This is a genomic window from Kribbella sp. HUAS MG21 (genome assembly GCF_040254265.1).
In the GTDB taxonomy this organism is placed as follows: Bacteria; Actinomycetota; Actinomycetes; order Propionibacteriales; family Kribbellaceae; genus Kribbella.
The window spans coordinates 5,709,114-5,725,083 of the sequence record NZ_CP158165.1; the positions used below are offsets into that span (position 1 = coordinate 5,709,114).

Consider the following 15,970-nt stretch of genomic DNA (forward strand, 5'->3'; position numbering starts at 1 on the left):
TTCCACTGGATGCCCCCAGTTCTACCCCGTGGCGGTGTGCCGGAGCTGCAGGACCCGCGCTGACGGCTCGGCCACCTCGGTTCGCACGGTCAGGTTGTCGCCGCTCCAGGTGTACGTCCAGCCGTCGGCCTCGGCGGGGAAGTGCTGCCGGATCGTTCCGGTCCGCAGCGGGAACGTCACCTCGGCGGGGCCGTCGGTGCGGTGCCAGAGCGTCAGGTAGGACACCGAGGAGTTGGCGAGGACCAGAGCCACCCATTCGTCGTCCCACTGCGGCAGACCGAGCGGCCAGGAGGGCACGAGGGTCTCGATGTCTTCGAGGATCGTCCGGTGGGCCGCCAGCGCCGCGCGAACGAGGTCGAGCTCGCCCACGGTCATCCGGTTCAGGTGCCCGGACAGGTAGAGGCGGCCGGGGATCCCGTTGACCAGGGCGAGGGTGAACTCCTCGCTGGTGGTGCCGGTGATCGGGTAGGCCCAGTGGCCGGCTTGTTCCGGGAGTACGGCGGCCGGCGCGGCGGCGGTGATCGGTGCGTACAGCAAGGGGTGCTGCTGGTCCGAGGTGGACTGCAGGTGCAGGCGGGACAGCATCGCGTAGTCCATCCGCATCGCACCGGAGGCGCAGTTCTCGATCAGCAGGTTTGGATGCCGGGCCTGGAGCTCGTCGAGCCAGTCGAGCAGTGCACGGTTGTGCTCCAGAAGCCCGTGGCCGAGCGACGTACCGCCCTTGTCGGTCCCGGGGCCGGTCATCGTGTTGTTGTCGAACTTGAAGAAGCCGACGCCGAAGTCGCTGACGAGCCGGTCGACGGTCTCGTCGAGATGCTGACGCGCGATCGGGTTGCGCAGGTCGAGGAGGTAGCGGCCGTGCTCGGCGACCCGGATGCCCTCGCGGGTGAGGAACGCGTCATTGGGCAGTTCCCGGGCGATCGGCGCGTCGACGCCGATCACCTCGGGTTCGAGCCAGAGGCCGGGCACCATGCCGTGGTCGTGGATGCGGTCGATGACCTCACCGAGGCCCTTGGGGAAGCGCGTGGTCGACGGCTGCCAGGCGCCGACGGTGCTCCACCAACTGCCTTCGGCGTACCAGCCGGCGTCGATGCAGAAGTAGTCCGCACCGGCCGCTGCCGCGGCGTCGACCAGCGGGAGCAGCTTCTCGGTCGTCGGGTCGCCCATCAGCGTGTTCATGTAGTCGTTGAAGATCAACGGCAGCCGGTCGTCGGCGGGCCGCCGTTTCCGTACCGCGCGGCGCTGGCGGGTGAGCGCCGCGAACACGCTGTCCCGGTCGGTCCCGGCGACGAGCGAGACCGGCACGCTGGTGAAGGTCGCGCCTTCGGTCAACCGGAAGGTCCACTGGTGCTCCTGGTCCGTCGGCCCGCTGAGCAGCAGGTACCCGCCGCGCCGGTTCTCGCCTAGCTCGTAGTGCCAGGGACCGTTGTGCTCGACCTGCCAGCCGAGCGCGTACGACGAACCGACGAGAACCCCGACCGGGAGACGTTCACCTGACGACCAGGAACCGGTGCTCGTCACGGCATGCCGGCTTTTCGCGACCGGGTAGTGCGGGTCGCGGACGATCCGCGGTACGCCGCCGGAGCGCAGCGACTGGACCGACCAGCGGTTCTCGGCCATCCAGTCGTTGGCGGCCGAGTACAGGTCGGCCTCGACGGATTCCAGGCCGACGACGAGGGAGGACAGGAAGTCGAGGACGAGTTCGCCGGGGCGGGTGAGCGAGGCCTCGGACCAGGCGCGGACGCCGGCTCCGGCCTCGAAGATGCTCGTCACGCGCAGGCCGGTGGCGGGGTCCTCCTGGACGATCCGGAGGACCGAGCCCGTGTCCTCGTGTGTGACGTACCGCAGGCGGCGGCCGAGGATCGTGTCGACATGCCGATTGGTGCCGGGGGAGCGGCCGTGCCCGAGCGCCGACACCTCCACCAACGGCTGCCCGAGATCGGCTGCGGGGGCCTGGCCGGTGGTCAGGCGCACCGGGCCGTCGTCGAGTGCGAAGGTCAGGGTCAGCTCGGGCGTCCGCCACACGAGGTTCATCGATAAACCTTAGAGGCCTCCGGCACCGGGCGCTCAACCCGCGATCCGCCACCTGGACGGCTCAGCATGATCCCGAACAGCACCAGCCCCAGCCCGAGCACCTGCCGCACCGTGAGCACCTCGCCCGCCACCAGGACGCCGAGCAGCACACCGGTCACCGGGTTGAGCAGGCCGATCAACCCGACGGTCGCGGCGCTGAGGTGCCGCAGCCCCGCGAACCACGCCGTGAACGCGAGCGCGGTCGCGACCAGTCCGACGTACGCGAAACCACCGACGGCCGGCAGGTCGAGCCGCGGCGGGGCGCCCTCGACGACCACCGCGAACGGGATCAGCACCAGACCGCCCGCGACCAGCTGCCACGCTGTCGTCGCGATCGGCCCGTCGGCGCGCCCCCACTTCTTCGCGAGCACATACCCGCAGGACGACATGACCAACGCGGCGACCGACGCGGCGACGCCACGCAGATCCACTGCGGCCGTGCCGGCGCCGAGCAGCAGTACGACGCCTGCGATCCCGGCCGACGCGCCGGTCAGGACGAGGACGGTCGGGCGCTCCGCGAGCAACGCCCAGCCGAACAGCGCCATCGTGAACGGCGCCGCGGACATGATCGTCGACGCCAGGCTGACCGGGAGCAGCTGGGACGCGAGGTAGATCAGCGCGAAGAACGCGCCCATGTTGCAGATCCCGAGCAGCACCGAACGCCACCACCAGACGCCGCGGGGGAGCCGGCGGGCCACGGCGAGCAGCAGCAGACCCGCGGGCAGGGCGCGGAACACCGCGCCGTACAAGGGGTGTCCGGCGGGCAGGTACTCGTGGGTGACGAAGTAGTTCGTGCCCCAGGCGACCGGTGCGATCGCGGTCACCAGCGCCCACCGGAAAGTATCTTCCATGGAAAACACTATATCTTCCCGGGAAGATATAGTGGAGGCCGTGGACCACGTGGCGAGGATCCAGGCGGAGTGGCGGGTCGAGCGGCCGGACGTCGACACCGCCCCGCAGGGCGTGATCGGCCGGCTGCACCGGATCGCGAACCAGCTCACCGGCGAGCTGACGCTGCTCTACGCGCAGTACGGGCTGACCGAGGGGGAGTTCGACGTCCTCGCGGCGCTGCGCCGGGCCGGAGCGCCGTACGAGCGGGCGCCCGGGGAGATCGCGCTGCACACGATGGTGACCACCGGGGCGGTCACCAAGCGGGTCGACCGGCTCGAGGCGGCCGGCCTGGTCCGGCGGCGGCGCAGCGACGCCGACGGCCGCGGCCGGGTGGTCCGCCTGACGCCGGCCGGGCGCCGGCTGATCGACAAGGCGTTCACCGCCCACATGGCCAACGAGCAGCGACTACTGGGAGTGCTGACTCCGGACGAGTCGGCCCAACTGGAGAAGCTGCTGACCGCCTGGCTCGGCCGCCTGGAACCACCGGAATCTCCCGCGACCCCAGGTCCTGTCTGGTGAGCCATCACCAGACAGGACCTAGCCGTCGGCGGGCGTGTTGCGAGGCGTGCTGGGGACGGGTGGGTAACCTCGGCGCGGAGCGGGATCGACCCGGGCTGTCGCCGGGTGCGCCGATAGGAGATGATGCCCACCGTGACCGGACCAGAGCGCGAGCCCGCACGGGCGCCGTCGGAGGCCGATCCGGCGATCGCCGGCCTGACCGCGGGCCTCGGCGGGCCGTCGGGACGGTTCGCCCGGCCGGGGTCGTCGTGGTGGACGCCGCTGCGGATCGCGCTGGCCGTGTGCACGATCACCTTCGGGCTCGGCGTGCTGCAGAAGGCCCCGTGCATGGACGCGGGCTGGGACCGGCAGAGCTGGCGGCCGTTCAAGGCGCTGTGCTACTCCGACATCGGGTTCCTGTACCAGGAGCGCGGCTTCGCGGAGGGCAACCGGCCGTTCCTGGACACCGGCAACTACCCCGTCCTGGAGTACCCGGTGCTCACCGGCGGCTTCATGGAAGTCGCGGCGCAGATCACCTGGCTGATGACCGGCGACCCGAAGAAGGACCTGACCGTCGAGCAGAAGCGCGACACGGCCGGCGTGTTCTTCCTGGTGAACACCGTGATGCTGTTCCTCTGCGCCTTGCTGATCGTCGGACTGACCGTCGCCACCGCGCGCGGGGTCGCATCCCGCCCCGGCGCGCCGCGCGGACAGCCACTGGACGCGCTGTACGTCGCCGCGGCGCCGGCGCTCGCGCTGACGTCGACGATCAACTGGGACCTGTTCGCGGTCGCGTTGACCGCGGGGGCGATGTTCGCCTGGTCGCGCGGGAAGCCGATCTGGTTCGGCGTACTGCTCGGGCTCGGGACGGCGGCGAAGTTCTACCCGTTCCTGCTGCTCGGGCCGCTGCTGATCGTCTGTCTCCGCGGCCGGAAGCTGTGGCCGTGGTTCCAGGCGGTGATCGCGACGGCGGTCGCGTGGGGTGTCGTGAACGCGCCGATCTATCTGCTGGCGAAGAACGAGTGGCTGTCGTTCTGGCAGTTCAACGACGAGCGGGCGAGCGACTACGGCTCGATCTGGTACGTCCTGAAGCTCGCCAAGCACGAGGTCGCCGACGTCAACCAGCTGAACATCGTGATCTTCGCCGGCTTGTGCCTGTCGATCGCGATCCTCGGCTTGATGGCGCCGCGGCCGCCACGCTTCGCGCAGTTGGCGTTCCTGGTCGTGGCGGCGTTCCTGCTGATCAACAAGGTCTACTCGCCGCAGTACGTGCTGTGGCTGCTGCCGCTGGTCGCGCTGGCCCGGCCGCGGCTGCGCGACTGGCTGATCTGGCAGGCCTGCGAGTGTTTCTACTGGATGCTCGTCTGGATGCATCTGGCGCAGTTCCTGGCGCCCGGGGATCCGCAGGTGCCGGATCGGATCTACTGGCTGTCGGTGATCCTGCGGATGGCCGGCACGCTGTGGCTGATGCTGGTGGTCGCGCGCGACATCCTGCTCCCGGAGAACGATCCGGTCCGCCGCGGCGACGTCATCGACGATCCGTCCGACGGCGTCCGATCGGGAACGCAAGCCCGCCTGGCCACTGCCTAGCGCGGGCCTGCGTACCGCGGGTCAGACGCGGGCGGCGACCGCTTCGGCGAGTTTGCGGGTTGCGCCGGGGTGCTGCGGGAGGAACAGGTACGGCTCGATGAGCTCGATCTCCATCAGCAGGAAGCGGTCGTTCACGACGACGCCGTCGACGCGCGCGTACGTCGGCGTCGGGCCTGCAGCCGCGAGCGCCGCCTGCGCGCTCTCCAGTACGGCGGGAGTCGGCTCCGTCGGGATCGTCTGACCGCCGTAGAACTCCTGGACCCGGTAGTCGCCGTCCGCCGGCCGCTTGACCACCGCGTGGCTGAACTCGCCGTCGAAGAACAGCAGCGACCACTCGCCCGCGGACTGGATCTCCGGCAGAAACGGCTGGACCAGGTAGACGAGGTCCGGCAGCTCGGCGAGCGCCTGCTCGAACTCCGGCGATCCGGCGACGCCCCGGACCGTGTGCAGCGAGTTGCCGCTCACGGTCGGCTTCACGACGATCTCCTGACCGGACAGCCCGGCCACGACCTCACGCAGGCACGCGCCGGCCGCGATCTGGGACGGGACGATCGCGACACCGCGCTCGCGCAGCTCCAGCAGGTACTGCTTGTCGCTGTTCCAGCGCACCTGGTCGGTGGAGTTCAGCACCGGTACGCCGGCCTTGTCGAGCAGCGCGAGCCACTCGATGAACTCGTCGTACCGCTTGAAGTAGTCCCAGACGGTGCGGAGCAGGACCGCGTCGTACGCGGACCACGCGACCGAAGGGTCGGTCCAGACCTCGACGACGGGGTCGAGGCCGGCGGCGCGGAGTGCGTCGAGCAGCGGGCGTTCGTGCGGGTGCAACTCAGCGAATTCGGCCGAGGTTGCGATGGCGATGCGTTTTGTCACGCCCGCCAGTGTTCGTGGGGAGGGGCGCCGCGGTCAAACCTGATTCCGCAACAAGCCGATGACGGAGCGTGAGAGCGCTGACAACGATGACGGCGGCGGCGAGGTGGATCAGGCCCTGCCGGGTGTCGTGGCCGTAGCTGCCGTAGGCGAGATAGGCGGCCATCGGTACGGCGAGCCATTCCGGGCGCTGTGCGAGCGCGGCGAGGGCGATCAGCGGGAGGCCGTACCACGGGTACGTCGGGGTGGCGATCAGGAGCGCGGCGCCGTACAGCCAGCAGCAGGTGAGTGCGATCGGGTCGGTCTTGGCGCGGTGGAAGGCCAGGGCGGCCAGGGCGATGGCGAGGGCCGCGGAGACGAGCTGACGGGCCTCAGGAGGCAGCAGGAGCGCGAGAATCGCGGATCGGGAGCTGCCGTCCTCGAAACCTTCCTCGGTGAGGTAGCCGGGCAGGAAGCCGAGCACCAGGACGCCGACGGCGAGGACGTGCGGGACGTACGACGCGACGAAGGTGCCGACGGCAACGAGCGGGCGCCGGCGGCGGAACGCGGGGAGCAGCAGCAGCGGGAGGAGCTTCACGCTGCCGGCCGCGCCGAGCAGGACGGCGGCGAGCCTCGGGCGTTTCGCGGTGGTGATGACGGCGGCCGTGATCAGGAGCGCTGCGAGGACGTCGACGTGGGCCGCGTTGCCGGCTTCGAGGGCGACGATCGGTGACCAACCCCACAGCGCCGCCCAGCGCGGGTGTTGTACGGCGAGTAGCCAGGTGAGTGCGATCGCGATCAACGCGGCCGCGACCTGCAGCCCAAGCGTGCCGGCCGACCATGGCGTCACGAGCGCGACCAACGCGAAGTAGCCCTGCGCCACCGGCGGGTAGATGGTCGGCACCAGCGGCCGGTTGATCCGCGTCCGCGGGTCGTCGACCGGCTCCTGCGGTGTGTCCCGCCGTACGCCGGACTTCTCGGACGGCGAGAGCCCCGGAAACAGAATCGGATCCCGCAACCGCGCCAAGGTGTCGTCCAGCGGCACGTATCGATACGGCGAATACCCGGCCAGCTGCACGCGCCCGTCCCACACGTACCGGTAGGCATCCGTACTCGTCATCGGCGCCTGCAACACCCCAGGCACCTGACACACCCCCGCCACAACAACCACGGTCGCCACCCCCAGGCTCCGCCCGAACCGCCACACCACCACCCCCACCACCACAGTCCCCACCACCAACACAACGTTCGGCCACCACTGCCACCCCGACGCCACCACCACCCCCCAACACACCCCCCAACACACCGTCCCCGCGCCGGCGCCGCCCCACCAACCCCGACTTTGTGCACGGTTCGACCATTTCCGGAGCGATTTCATGGTCGGCCTGTGCACAAAGTCGGGATCGCGGCGGCGCATCAGGCGCTCCGGCGGAGGGTGAGGAAGGCTCGGTGCGGGGTGCGCCAGTCTTCGGTGGGGTGCAGGGGAGTGGTGCGGGCGTGGCGGAGCAGGGCGCGGGTGCCTACTCTTGCCCAGGGCAACGGAGTGGAGCGGCGGCCGGTGGGGGTGCGGAGGACGATGGGGGTGGTGTCGTCGAGGTCGTCGTCGGGATCGACCTCGACCAGGACCAGGCCGTCGGGGCGGACGAGTTCGGCGCAGCGGCGGAGCAGGTCGACCGGGTCGCCGCCGATGCCGATGTTGCCGTCCATCAGCACCACGCTGCCCCAGCGCCCCTCACCCGGCAGCGGCTCCTGCACCGGCCGGTGCAGCGCGGCCGCACCGCGCGACGTGGTGAGCGAGATCGCGCGCGGCGACACGTCCACACCCAACGCGGGAATCCCACGCTCAGCCAGCGCCGTCACGATCCGCCCCGGCCCGCACCCGATGTCGAGCACCGGCCCCTCGCACCGGCTCAGCGCCAGCCGGTCCACCTCGTCCGCCGGCGCCGCCCACCGCTCCAGCTCGGACAGTGACGGCACCGTCCGCCCATCGATGCCGGTGGCAACGACCCGCGTCGCACCACCCAGCGCCTGGTCGAACAGCAGCCCCGGATGCGCCGCATGCTGCAACCGGCGGTACAACCGCGACACCCGCAGCCCCGGGAACTCCGCCGCCAGGTACGCCGCATCGCGCGGCGTGTCCATGTCCCGCAGCGTCGGCAGCATCCCGACGCGCAGCCCCAGCGCCCGCAACCGCCGCAGCTGGTCCCGCCCGGTGTGATCGGTCGACATCGGTACGCCCACCAGCGCCCGGCGGTCCGGCGTCCGCAGCCCGAGACACCAGTACCCGCCGTCCTCGGTCAGTCCGAGCACCGCGTCGTACCCGGACCAGTCCACCTCGAGGAGCTCCGGCCGCAGCTGCGGCGTGTCCATCCCCACCAGCAGCATCGGCGTCCCGTCGTACGCGTCCTCGAACGCCGCCGCCAGCCGCTCGTCCAACCCGTCGCCCCGCTGCTCCACGACCTCGAACCCGCGCGGCAACCACCGCCCCGGCTCGCCCTCCAGACAGACCACCCGCCGCGACGCAGCGGCAGCCTGTACGGCGCTCAGCGTGTCCACCAGCGACGCCCGCGCCAGTGCCGCGGCCTCGCGTGGTGTGAACTCGGTCTGCAGCCGTGTCTTCACCCGCCCGGGCGCCGGCGCCTTCGCGATCACGATCAGGGTGCTCATCGCGTGAGCACCTTCGACATGTCGAGCACCGCGCGGGCGGCACCGAGCGGCGTACCGGTGACCTTCGAGCGGCCCGAGCGCGGCAGGTAGTCGACGTCGACCTCCGCGATCCGCCATCCGGCGTCGGCCGCGCGCACGACCGTCTCCAGGGGGTACCCGGACCGCCGATCCGTCAGCCCGAGCCCGAGCAGCGCCGTACGCCGGGCCGCGCGCATCGGCCCGAGGTCGTGCAGGGAGACGCCCGTACGGCGCCTGATCCGGCGCGACAGCTCCGCGTTCGCGAGCCTGAGGTGCCACGGCCAGACGTCCCGCGACACCGGGCGCCGCCGCCCGACGATCAGGTCCGCTCGGTCGGCCAGCACCGGCGCCGTCACCCGGACGAGCTGCCGCGGATCGAGCGACGCGTCGGCGTCCATCACCGCGACGACGTCCGCCTCGGCGGCTTCCAGGCCGGCGTGACACGCGGCGCCGTACCCCTTGACCTCGCACCGTACGACGGTCGCGCCCAACCGTGCCGCGACCGCCGCGGAGTCGTCCGTGGAGCCGTTGTCGACGACGATCGCGCGCACGCCCGGCGGGAGCCGCTCGAGCACCCACGGCAGCGCGGCCGCCTCGTTCAAGCACGGCAGGACGAGATCGACGGACATGCTTCGAAGGTAAGGACGAACGCGTCGTTCCGGGGCCGGAACGCGGCTACGGGTCGCTTACGGCGTACTGCGTTCCGGTGCTGGTGCAGGTCACGGTCCGCCGGAGGATCTACGCTCTGAGCGTGGCTACTCGTGTGCTCGTGGTGGACGACGACCCGACCGTGTCGAACGTCGTCTCGGCGTACCTGACCAAGGCCGGGTACGACGCCCGCGTGGTCGCGGACGGCGCCTCGGCGGTCGAGGTGTGGCAGCAGTGGAAGCCGTCCGTGGTCGTGCTGGACGTGATGCTGCCCGTGCTGTCCGGCCTCGAGGTGCTGCGCCGGATGCGCGCCGCCGACGACGGCGCGGCGGTGATCATGCTGTCCGCGCGCGGCGAGGAGGAGGACCGGCTGGTCGGTCTCGAGGTCGGTGCGGACGACTACGTGGTGAAGCCGTTCAGCCCGCGGGAGCTGACGTTGCGCGTGCAGGCGATGGTCCGGCGCGAGGAGCGCCTTGCCGGGCTGGACCTGACGCCGACGAAGTTGAGCGCGGGTCCGGTCGTGGTGGACACGGCGGCGCGGCGCGCGTACCTCGACGGGGACGAACTGTCGCTGACGCACCGCGAGTTCGACCTGCTCGCGTACCTGGTCGCGCATGCCGGCAAGGCGTACACGAAGGCCGAGCTGTTGCGCCGCGTCTGGGGCTGGGACTTCGGCGACTCGTCGACGGTCACGGTCCACGTCCGCCGGTTGCGGGAGAAGATCGAGTCGGATCCGTCGGACCCGAAGCTCGTGCTGACCGTGCCGCGGACCGGCTACCTGTTCGCCGGAGATGCACCGTGAACAAAGACATGGCGACGATCCTCGCGCTGACCACGCTCTGGACGCTGATCGTGGCGGCGGTCGGCGCCGCGGTGCTGTGGCAGTTCCGGCGGCGGTCGTTGCGCGTGACGATGATCGTGGTCGCGCTCGCTCCGATGGCGGCCGCACTGGCCGCGGTACTGCAGAGCGTGCGCGCGATGTTCATCAACGACCACGACTCGTGGGTCGTGCTGTGGACGCTGGCGTTCGCGGCGCTGCTCGGGCTGGGGCTGTCGGTCCTGCTCGGGCACTGGATCAGTACGGCGTCGCGTGATCTGGGCGAGCGGCTCCGGCAGCTGGGGACGTCGTACGAGCCCGCCGAGGAGGTCGGGCGCGCGGCGCCGGCGGAGCTGTCGGCGTTGACGGTCGAGTTGGAGCTGACGCGGCAGAAGCTGGCTGCGTCGCACGAGCGGGAGCGGGCGCTGGAGACGAGCCGGCGGGAGCTGGTCGCGTTCATGTCGCACGACCTGCGGACGCCGCTCGCCGGTTTGCGGGCGGTGTCCGAGGGGCTCGAGGACGGCGTGATCGACGACGTACCGGGTGCGCTGCGGCAGATGCGGACGACGGTCGACCGGATGACCGGGCTCGTCGACGACCTGTTCGAGCTGTCGCGGTTGTCCGCGGCCCCGCCGCCGCGGCGCCGGTCGGCGGTCAGTCTGCGGGAGCTGGCCGAGGACGTCGCCGGGGAGAACAATGAGCATGCGCGAGCCGAAGGTGTGCGGCTGGCGGTGTCGACGCCGGACGACGACGACCGCCTCGCGGTGCAAGGCGATCCGGACGAGCTGACGCGGGCGGTCACCAACCTGGTCGGCAACGCGATCCGGCACACGGCGCCGGGCGGGACCGTCACGCTCGCGGTCGATCGCGAGACCGACGGCCGGGTCCGGCTCGCCGTCACCGACGGCTGCGGCGGGATCCCGGCCGACGACCTCGAGCGGGTCTTCGACGTCGGGTGGCGCGGCGACGAACAGCGCACGCCCGAGACGGCGGCGGCCACCGGTTCGGCCGGCGGTGCCGGTGGTGCGTCGGGTGGCGGCGGCCTCGGACTGGCGATCGCCCGCGGCGTCGTCGAGTCCCACGACGGAAAGATCGCCGTCAGCAACGTCGCAGGCGGCTGCGAGTTCGAAATCGACCTGCCGCCCGTGCCAGCGCACAGCTGACGCTGGCTTACCCACGGCCGGGGCTACACCAGGCCTGCCGCCGGTGCTGACGGGGGCTCACCCACGGCTGGAGGTCATACCCAGCGGTGCGTCACAGGGTTGGGGAGTGGCGGAGGTCCGTCAGCCCGGCGGTCAGGTCCACGGCCGGCTTCCAGCCCAGCTCGTGCTGGATGCGGTCCGACGAGGCGGTGATGTGCCGGACGTCGCCGAGGCGGTACTCGCCCGTGACGATCGGCGGCGGGGCGTCATACGCCCGGCAGAGCTCGGCGGCGATCTCGCCGATCGTGGTGACGGTGCCGCTGCCCACGTTGTACGCCGTGAACTCCGGCTGCCGGGGGAGTGCGCTCGCGGCGGTGGTGACGGCGGTCGCGACATCGCGGACGTGGACGAAGTCGCGGCGCTGGCGGCCGTCCTCGAAGACGCGGGGTGTTTCGCCGCGTTCGAGCGCCGACCGGAAGATCGCGGCGACTCCGGCGTACGGCGTGTTGCGCGGCATGCCCGGCCCGTAGACGTTGTGGAAACGCAGCGCGGCGACGCGCCCGCCGGTCTCGCGGGCCCACACGGCCGCGAGATGTTCACCGTTCAGCTTGCTGGCCGCGTAGGCGTTCCGCGGATCGGGTACGGCGTCCTCGGTGACGAGGCCAGGGCTCAGCGGCGTATCGCAGTACGGGCAGGGCGGCTCGAAGCGGCCTTCGTCGAGGTCCTCCGGGCGACGTGGCGCCGGCGCGACCTGTCCGTGCTCGGCGCAGTCGTAGCGCCCCTCGCCGTACACGACCATCGAGCTCGCGTACACCAGGTTCCGGACACTGCCGAGCGACTTGAGCAGGACCGCAGTACCGAGGCTGTTCGAGGAGACATAGTCGTCGATGTCGTCGAGGTGGACGCCGAGACCAACCTTCGCGGCGAGGTGGATGACGGTGTCGACACCGTCGTACGTCCTGGGGGCACGGACGTCGCCGATGATCAGGCCAGGCCGCGGCTCCGGGCGCTGCGCGTGGACGTCCGGACGGAACGAGTCGAGGACCGTGACTTCGTGGCCCTCGGCAAGGAGTTGATCGTGGACGTGGCGGCCGATGAAGCCGGCGCCGCCGGTGAGCAGGACCTTCACGAGGCGTCCAGGGCGTGCCGGCAAGTGCAGTCGGCGTCCGGCTTCGGGAGTTGGTCGATCACCTCTCGCAGAAGGTCCTGCAGGCGTTCGATGCTGCGCTTGAAGGCCGCGAAGACCTCGGCCTGGGTGACGCCGGTGCCGGCCTCCACGCCCGCGTCGTGGTCGGTGACGACGGCGATCGAGGTGTAGCAGAGCGCGAGCTCCCGGGCGATCGCCGCCTCGGGCGCTCCGGTCATCCCGACGACCGACCAGCCCTGCGCGGCGTGCCACTGCGACTCGGCGCGCGTCGAGAACCGCGGGCCGTTGATCACCACCATCGTGCCGTCCGGTACGACGTTGCCGGCAGCAATCACCGTGGCGCGGCCGACGGGGCAGTACGGGTCGGCGGCGGAGGTGTGGACCACGGGCGCCTCGTCGTACACGGTGTGCGCGCGGCCCCAGGTCCGGTCGACGTACTGGTCGGGGACGACGAAGGTGCCCGGCGTGAGTTCGGGCTTGAGCGAGCCGACCGCGCACGGGCCGAGGACCTGGCGGACGCCGAGCTCGCGGAGCGCCCACAGGTTCGCGCGGTAGTTGACGCGGTGCGGCGGGAACCGGTGGTCGGCGCCGTGCCGCGGGACGAACGCGACCTCGCGGCCGTTCAGGCTCCCGACGACCGGCGGCTCGCTCGGTGCGCCGTACGGGGTGTCGATCTCGACACGCTCCGCGCCGTCGAGGAACGAGTAGAACCCGGAACCGCCGATCACACCGATGTCAGCCATAGGTTTCTCCTATGTCAAGCCGCGGCCGCGAGTGTGGTCGCGGTGTTGGTTGTGGGGTTGTTCTTGAGGGTGTTGAACACAACGCGGGCGAGTCGTCGTTTGAGGCAGCGCAGGGCTTCGGTTTTGGTGTCGCCGGCGGCGAGGCGTTTGTCGTAGTAGGCGCGGCCGAGACCGCCGCGACGGATCTGGGTGATTGCGATGCGATGCAAGGCGGCATTGAGTTGCCGGTTGCCGGATCTGTTGACGCGGACCCGGCCTTTGGTGCGGCCGGACCAGACCGGGATCGGCGCGACGCCGGCGTGCATGGCGTACTTCGCTTCGTGCGGGAACCGGGCAATCCCGGCGGTCTCGCCGACGATCTTGGCCGCGGTCAGCGCGCCGCAGCCCTCCAGTTCGAGCAGCGCCGGGGCCTGGACAGCCGCCAGAGCGGCGATCTCCTGTTCCAGCCCGTTGACCCGCACGGTCACCGCGTCGATGTCGGCGAGCAACTCGCGGGCCAGACGCGCATCGATTCCGTCCAGATGATCGGGCAGGCCGGCCAGGAACTCCATGAGCTCACCACGGGTCGCGGCCCGCTTCAGCGACTTCGGCGCCGGGTCGATACCAGGATCGATCCGGTGCAGGTGCCAGCGGAGCCGGTTGATCACCTGGGTGCGCTGGGCGACCAGGTCGTCGCGGTGATCGACCAGCAGCTTCACTTCCCGCGACGACTCGTCATGCGACGCTTCGGGCAACCCCGGTTCACGCAGTACCGCCCGTGCCACCGCGAGCGCGTCGATCGGGTCGGACTTACCCCGCGTGCGGGCAGTACGGCGTTGCTCGGCCATCATCTTCGGCGGCACCCGCACCACAACCTGCCCGGCATCCAGCAGGTCGATCTCCAACCGCGCGGACAGATGCCGGCAATCCTCGATACCCCACTTCACCTCGGCACCAGCACCAGCACCAGCACCAGCACCAGCACCAGTCTGGCCGGCCCCGAACTCACGCTGAACCCACCGAACCGCCTTGTCATGACCGGCCGCGTCAGCCTTCACCGTGACCTCGCCGAGCTTGCGCCCGGCATCATCGACCGCGACGAACGTGTGCGTCCGCTTGTGCACATCGGCACCAACAACAACCATGGTGGTTGCCTCCTTCACTCAGATGCGAGGGACGGTTGGACCGGCCGGCGGACACATCTCAGTCGGGGGCGGTGCCACGCTCCTATCAAGTCACGCCGGCCGGCTCCTTCACACCCGGCATCGGCAAAACGCATGCTCGCCAGACCCACAGGCCGGCACCGACGCTATGAGCCAGACACCAGGTGCTCAGGATCCAACCACCGCGCGAGCGGCAGCATCACCCTGACACTGATGCCGACGCTAGTGCTCGGCACCGTCGCGGTGACCGGATCCGGCGGGACCGTCAGCGCTCCGTAAGCCTCGGCCGGGTGATCGAATGGGGGTGTGGAGATCACCTGGGTGCTGGTCGCGGCCGGTCTGGTCGTGCTGCTGCTCGGCGCCTACGCGAGCTGGACGGCCGGGCGGCTGGACCGGCTGCACCGGCGGGTGGAGCTGGCCCGGGCCGCGCTGGAGACCGAGCTGGCCCGGCGTTCGGCCCTGGTCGCGGAACTGGCCGGCAGCGACATCCTCGACCCGGCCTCCGCGTTGCTGCTGCTCGACGCGGCGCACCGTGCGCGGGCGGCGTCACTCGACGCGATGGAGGTCCGCGAACAGGCCGAGTCGGCGCTCACCCGCGCGATCCACGCCACCGGCACCTCGGTCGAGCCCTGGGCAGGCGAACTCGCGCTGGCGATGCGCCGTGTGCAGCTGGCGCGGCGCTTCCACAACGACGTCGTGGTGTCGACGCGCGACCTGCGGCAGCGCCGGCTGGTGACCTGGTTCCGGCTCGCCGGGCGGGCGCCGATGCCGGTGACCATCGAGCTCGAGGACGGTGAATGAGCAGCTTCGAGGAGGACGTCGAGCGGTACCGGCACGAGCTGCGGGTGCACTGCTACCGGATGCTCGGGTCGTACGACGAGGCCGAGGACCTGGTGCAGGAGACGTTCCTGCGGGCGTGGCGCGCGTACGGCGACTTCGAAGGGCGGTCGTCGGTGCGGGCGTGGCTGTACCGGATCGCGACCAACGCGTGCATCGACGTACGACGGCCGCGGCGGGTGTTGCCGTACCACCTGGAGCCGGCCTCGTTCCCGGCGGTCGCGCTGCCGCCGCGGGAGGACGTGCCGTGGCTGCAGCCGTTCCCCGACGTACTGCTGGACCGGGCGGAGGAGCCGGAGGCGGTCGCGATCCGTCGGGAGACGATCGAGCTGGCGTTCCTGATCGCGATCCAGCACCTGCCTCCGCGGCAGCGCGCCGTACTGATCTTCCGCGACGTGCTGGGCTGGTCGGCGCGCGAGACCGCCGCCGCGGTCGACCTGTCGGTGGCGGCCGTCAACTCCGCCCTCCAACGCGCCCGCCCGGTCCTCCGCGAACACCTCCCGTCGCACCGCTCCGAATGGTCAGCGCGGGACTCGTCCGACGACGAACGCAAACTCCTGCACCGCTACCTGGCCGCGTGGGACGCCGCCGACCCCGCCGCGCTGGCCGCCCTCATGCACGAGGACATCCGCATCACGATGCCGCCGTACCCCTTCTGGTTCGAAGGCGTCACCGACGCAATCCGCTCCCTGACCCCCAACCTCACCCCGGACTACCGCGGCCACTGGCGCTTCCACCCCACCACCGTCAACCACCAACCCACCCTCGCCGCCTACCTCAAACCGGCCGACGCCACGACCTACACCCTCTTCGCCCTGGACATCTTCCGCATCGAATCCGGCCGCATAGCAGAAATGACCGCCTTCGAAACCACCGACCACGCGCGCTTCGGCCTGCTGGCAACCATCTGA

At 71.0% G+C, this 15,970-nt stretch carries 15 protein-coding genes; 6 read left to right on the plus strand and 9 right to left on the minus strand.

Features of this window, described 5'->3' with window-relative positions:
- Nucleotides 1-21 precede the first annotated feature (21 nt).
- On the minus strand, nucleotides 22-2,034 hold the full coding sequence (locus tag ABN611_RS27700) for a glycoside hydrolase family 36 protein (RefSeq protein WP_350275176.1): 2,013 nt from the start codon (nucleotides 2,032-2,034) through the stop codon (nucleotides 22-24).
- Complete coding sequence (locus ABN611_RS27705; protein WP_350275177.1) at nucleotides 2,031-2,924, minus strand: EamA family transporter; 894 nt, start codon at nucleotides 2,922-2,924, stop codon at nucleotides 2,031-2,033. Before ABN611_RS27705 ends, ABN611_RS27700 begins: the two co-directional genes overlap by 4 nt.
- A gap of 40 nt (nucleotides 2,925-2,964) precedes the next feature.
- Between ABN611_RS27705 and ABN611_RS27710 the strand changes: the two genes are divergently transcribed.
- Nucleotides 2,965-3,483 (plus strand): MarR family transcriptional regulator, encoded by a 519-nt coding sequence (locus ABN611_RS27710; RefSeq protein WP_350275178.1) that lies wholly within the window; start codon nucleotides 2,965-2,967, stop codon nucleotides 3,481-3,483.
- A gap of 123 nt (nucleotides 3,484-3,606) precedes the next feature.
- A complete protein-coding gene (locus ABN611_RS27715) occupies nucleotides 3,607-5,052 on the plus strand; it encodes a glycosyltransferase 87 family protein (protein WP_350281692.1) in 1,446 nt (481 codons plus the stop codon).
- Nucleotides 5,053-5,073: 21 nt separating this feature from the next.
- Here the strand turns inward: ABN611_RS27715 and ABN611_RS27720 are convergent, their stop codons facing one another.
- From ABN611_RS27720 to ABN611_RS27735, 4 genes are all read right to left on the minus strand, one after another.
- Entirely contained in the window at nucleotides 5,074-5,922 is an 849-nt protein-coding gene (locus ABN611_RS27720; protein WP_350275179.1) for a hypothetical protein, read from the minus strand.
- Nucleotides 5,879-7,042, minus strand: coding sequence for a glycosyltransferase 87 family protein (locus ABN611_RS27725; RefSeq protein WP_350275180.1), 1,164 nt, complete (start codon nucleotides 7,040-7,042; stop codon nucleotides 5,879-5,881). The genes ABN611_RS27720 and ABN611_RS27725 overlap by 44 nt, the downstream gene beginning before the upstream one ends.
- A gap of 272 nt (nucleotides 7,043-7,314) precedes the next feature.
- Nucleotides 7,315-8,565, minus strand: coding sequence for a DUF2064 domain-containing protein (locus tag ABN611_RS27730; protein ID WP_350275181.1), 1,251 nt, complete (start codon nucleotides 8,563-8,565; stop codon nucleotides 7,315-7,317).
- Entirely contained in the window at nucleotides 8,562-9,212 is a 651-nt protein-coding gene (locus tag ABN611_RS27735; protein WP_350275182.1) for a glycosyltransferase family 2 protein, read from the minus strand. Before ABN611_RS27735 ends, ABN611_RS27730 begins: the two co-directional genes overlap by 4 nt.
- A 122-nt stretch (nucleotides 9,213-9,334) precedes the next feature.
- Between ABN611_RS27735 and ABN611_RS27740 the strand changes: the two genes are divergently transcribed.
- Complete coding sequence (locus tag ABN611_RS27740; RefSeq protein ID WP_350275183.1) at nucleotides 9,335-10,033, plus strand: response regulator transcription factor; 699 nt, start codon at nucleotides 9,335-9,337, stop codon at nucleotides 10,031-10,033.
- Entirely contained in the window at nucleotides 10,030-11,211 is a 1,182-nt protein-coding gene (locus ABN611_RS27745) for a HAMP domain-containing sensor histidine kinase (RefSeq protein ID WP_350275184.1), read from the plus strand. The genes ABN611_RS27740 and ABN611_RS27745 overlap by 4 nt, the downstream gene beginning before the upstream one ends.
- Before the next feature lie 91 nt (nucleotides 11,212-11,302).
- Here ABN611_RS27745 and ABN611_RS27750 read toward each other — a convergent pair whose 3' ends face one another.
- Genes ABN611_RS27750 through ABN611_RS27760 form a run of 3 tightly spaced genes read right to left on the minus strand, consistent with a single transcriptional unit; the run spans nucleotide 11,303 to nucleotide 14,222 of the window.
- Nucleotides 11,303-12,319, minus strand: coding sequence for an NAD-dependent epimerase/dehydratase family protein (locus ABN611_RS27750; RefSeq protein ID WP_350275185.1), 1,017 nt, complete (start codon nucleotides 12,317-12,319; stop codon nucleotides 11,303-11,305).
- The gene (locus ABN611_RS27755) at nucleotides 12,316-13,080 is read right to left on the minus strand and encodes an S-methyl-5'-thioadenosine phosphorylase (RefSeq protein WP_350275186.1); all 765 of its coding nucleotides are present in this window, start codon (nucleotides 13,078-13,080) and stop codon (nucleotides 12,316-12,318) included. The genes ABN611_RS27750 and ABN611_RS27755 overlap by 4 nt, the downstream gene beginning before the upstream one ends.
- A 14-nt stretch (nucleotides 13,081-13,094) precedes the next feature.
- Nucleotides 13,095-14,222, minus strand: a complete 1,128-nt coding sequence (locus ABN611_RS27760) for an IS110 family transposase (RefSeq protein WP_350275033.1) — start codon at nucleotides 14,220-14,222, stop codon at nucleotides 13,095-13,097.
- Nucleotides 14,223-14,528: 306 nt separating this feature from the next.
- On the opposite strand from ABN611_RS27760, the gene ABN611_RS27765 reads away from it, so the two are divergent.
- Together ABN611_RS27765 and ABN611_RS27770 are read left to right on the plus strand one after the other, a co-directional pair.
- Nucleotides 14,529-15,023, plus strand: a complete 495-nt coding sequence (locus tag ABN611_RS27765) for a hypothetical protein (protein WP_350275187.1) — start codon at nucleotides 14,529-14,531, stop codon at nucleotides 15,021-15,023.
- Entirely contained in the window at nucleotides 15,020-15,970 is a 951-nt protein-coding gene (locus ABN611_RS27770; RefSeq protein WP_350275188.1) for an RNA polymerase subunit sigma-70, read from the plus strand. The genes ABN611_RS27765 and ABN611_RS27770 overlap by 4 nt, the downstream gene beginning before the upstream one ends.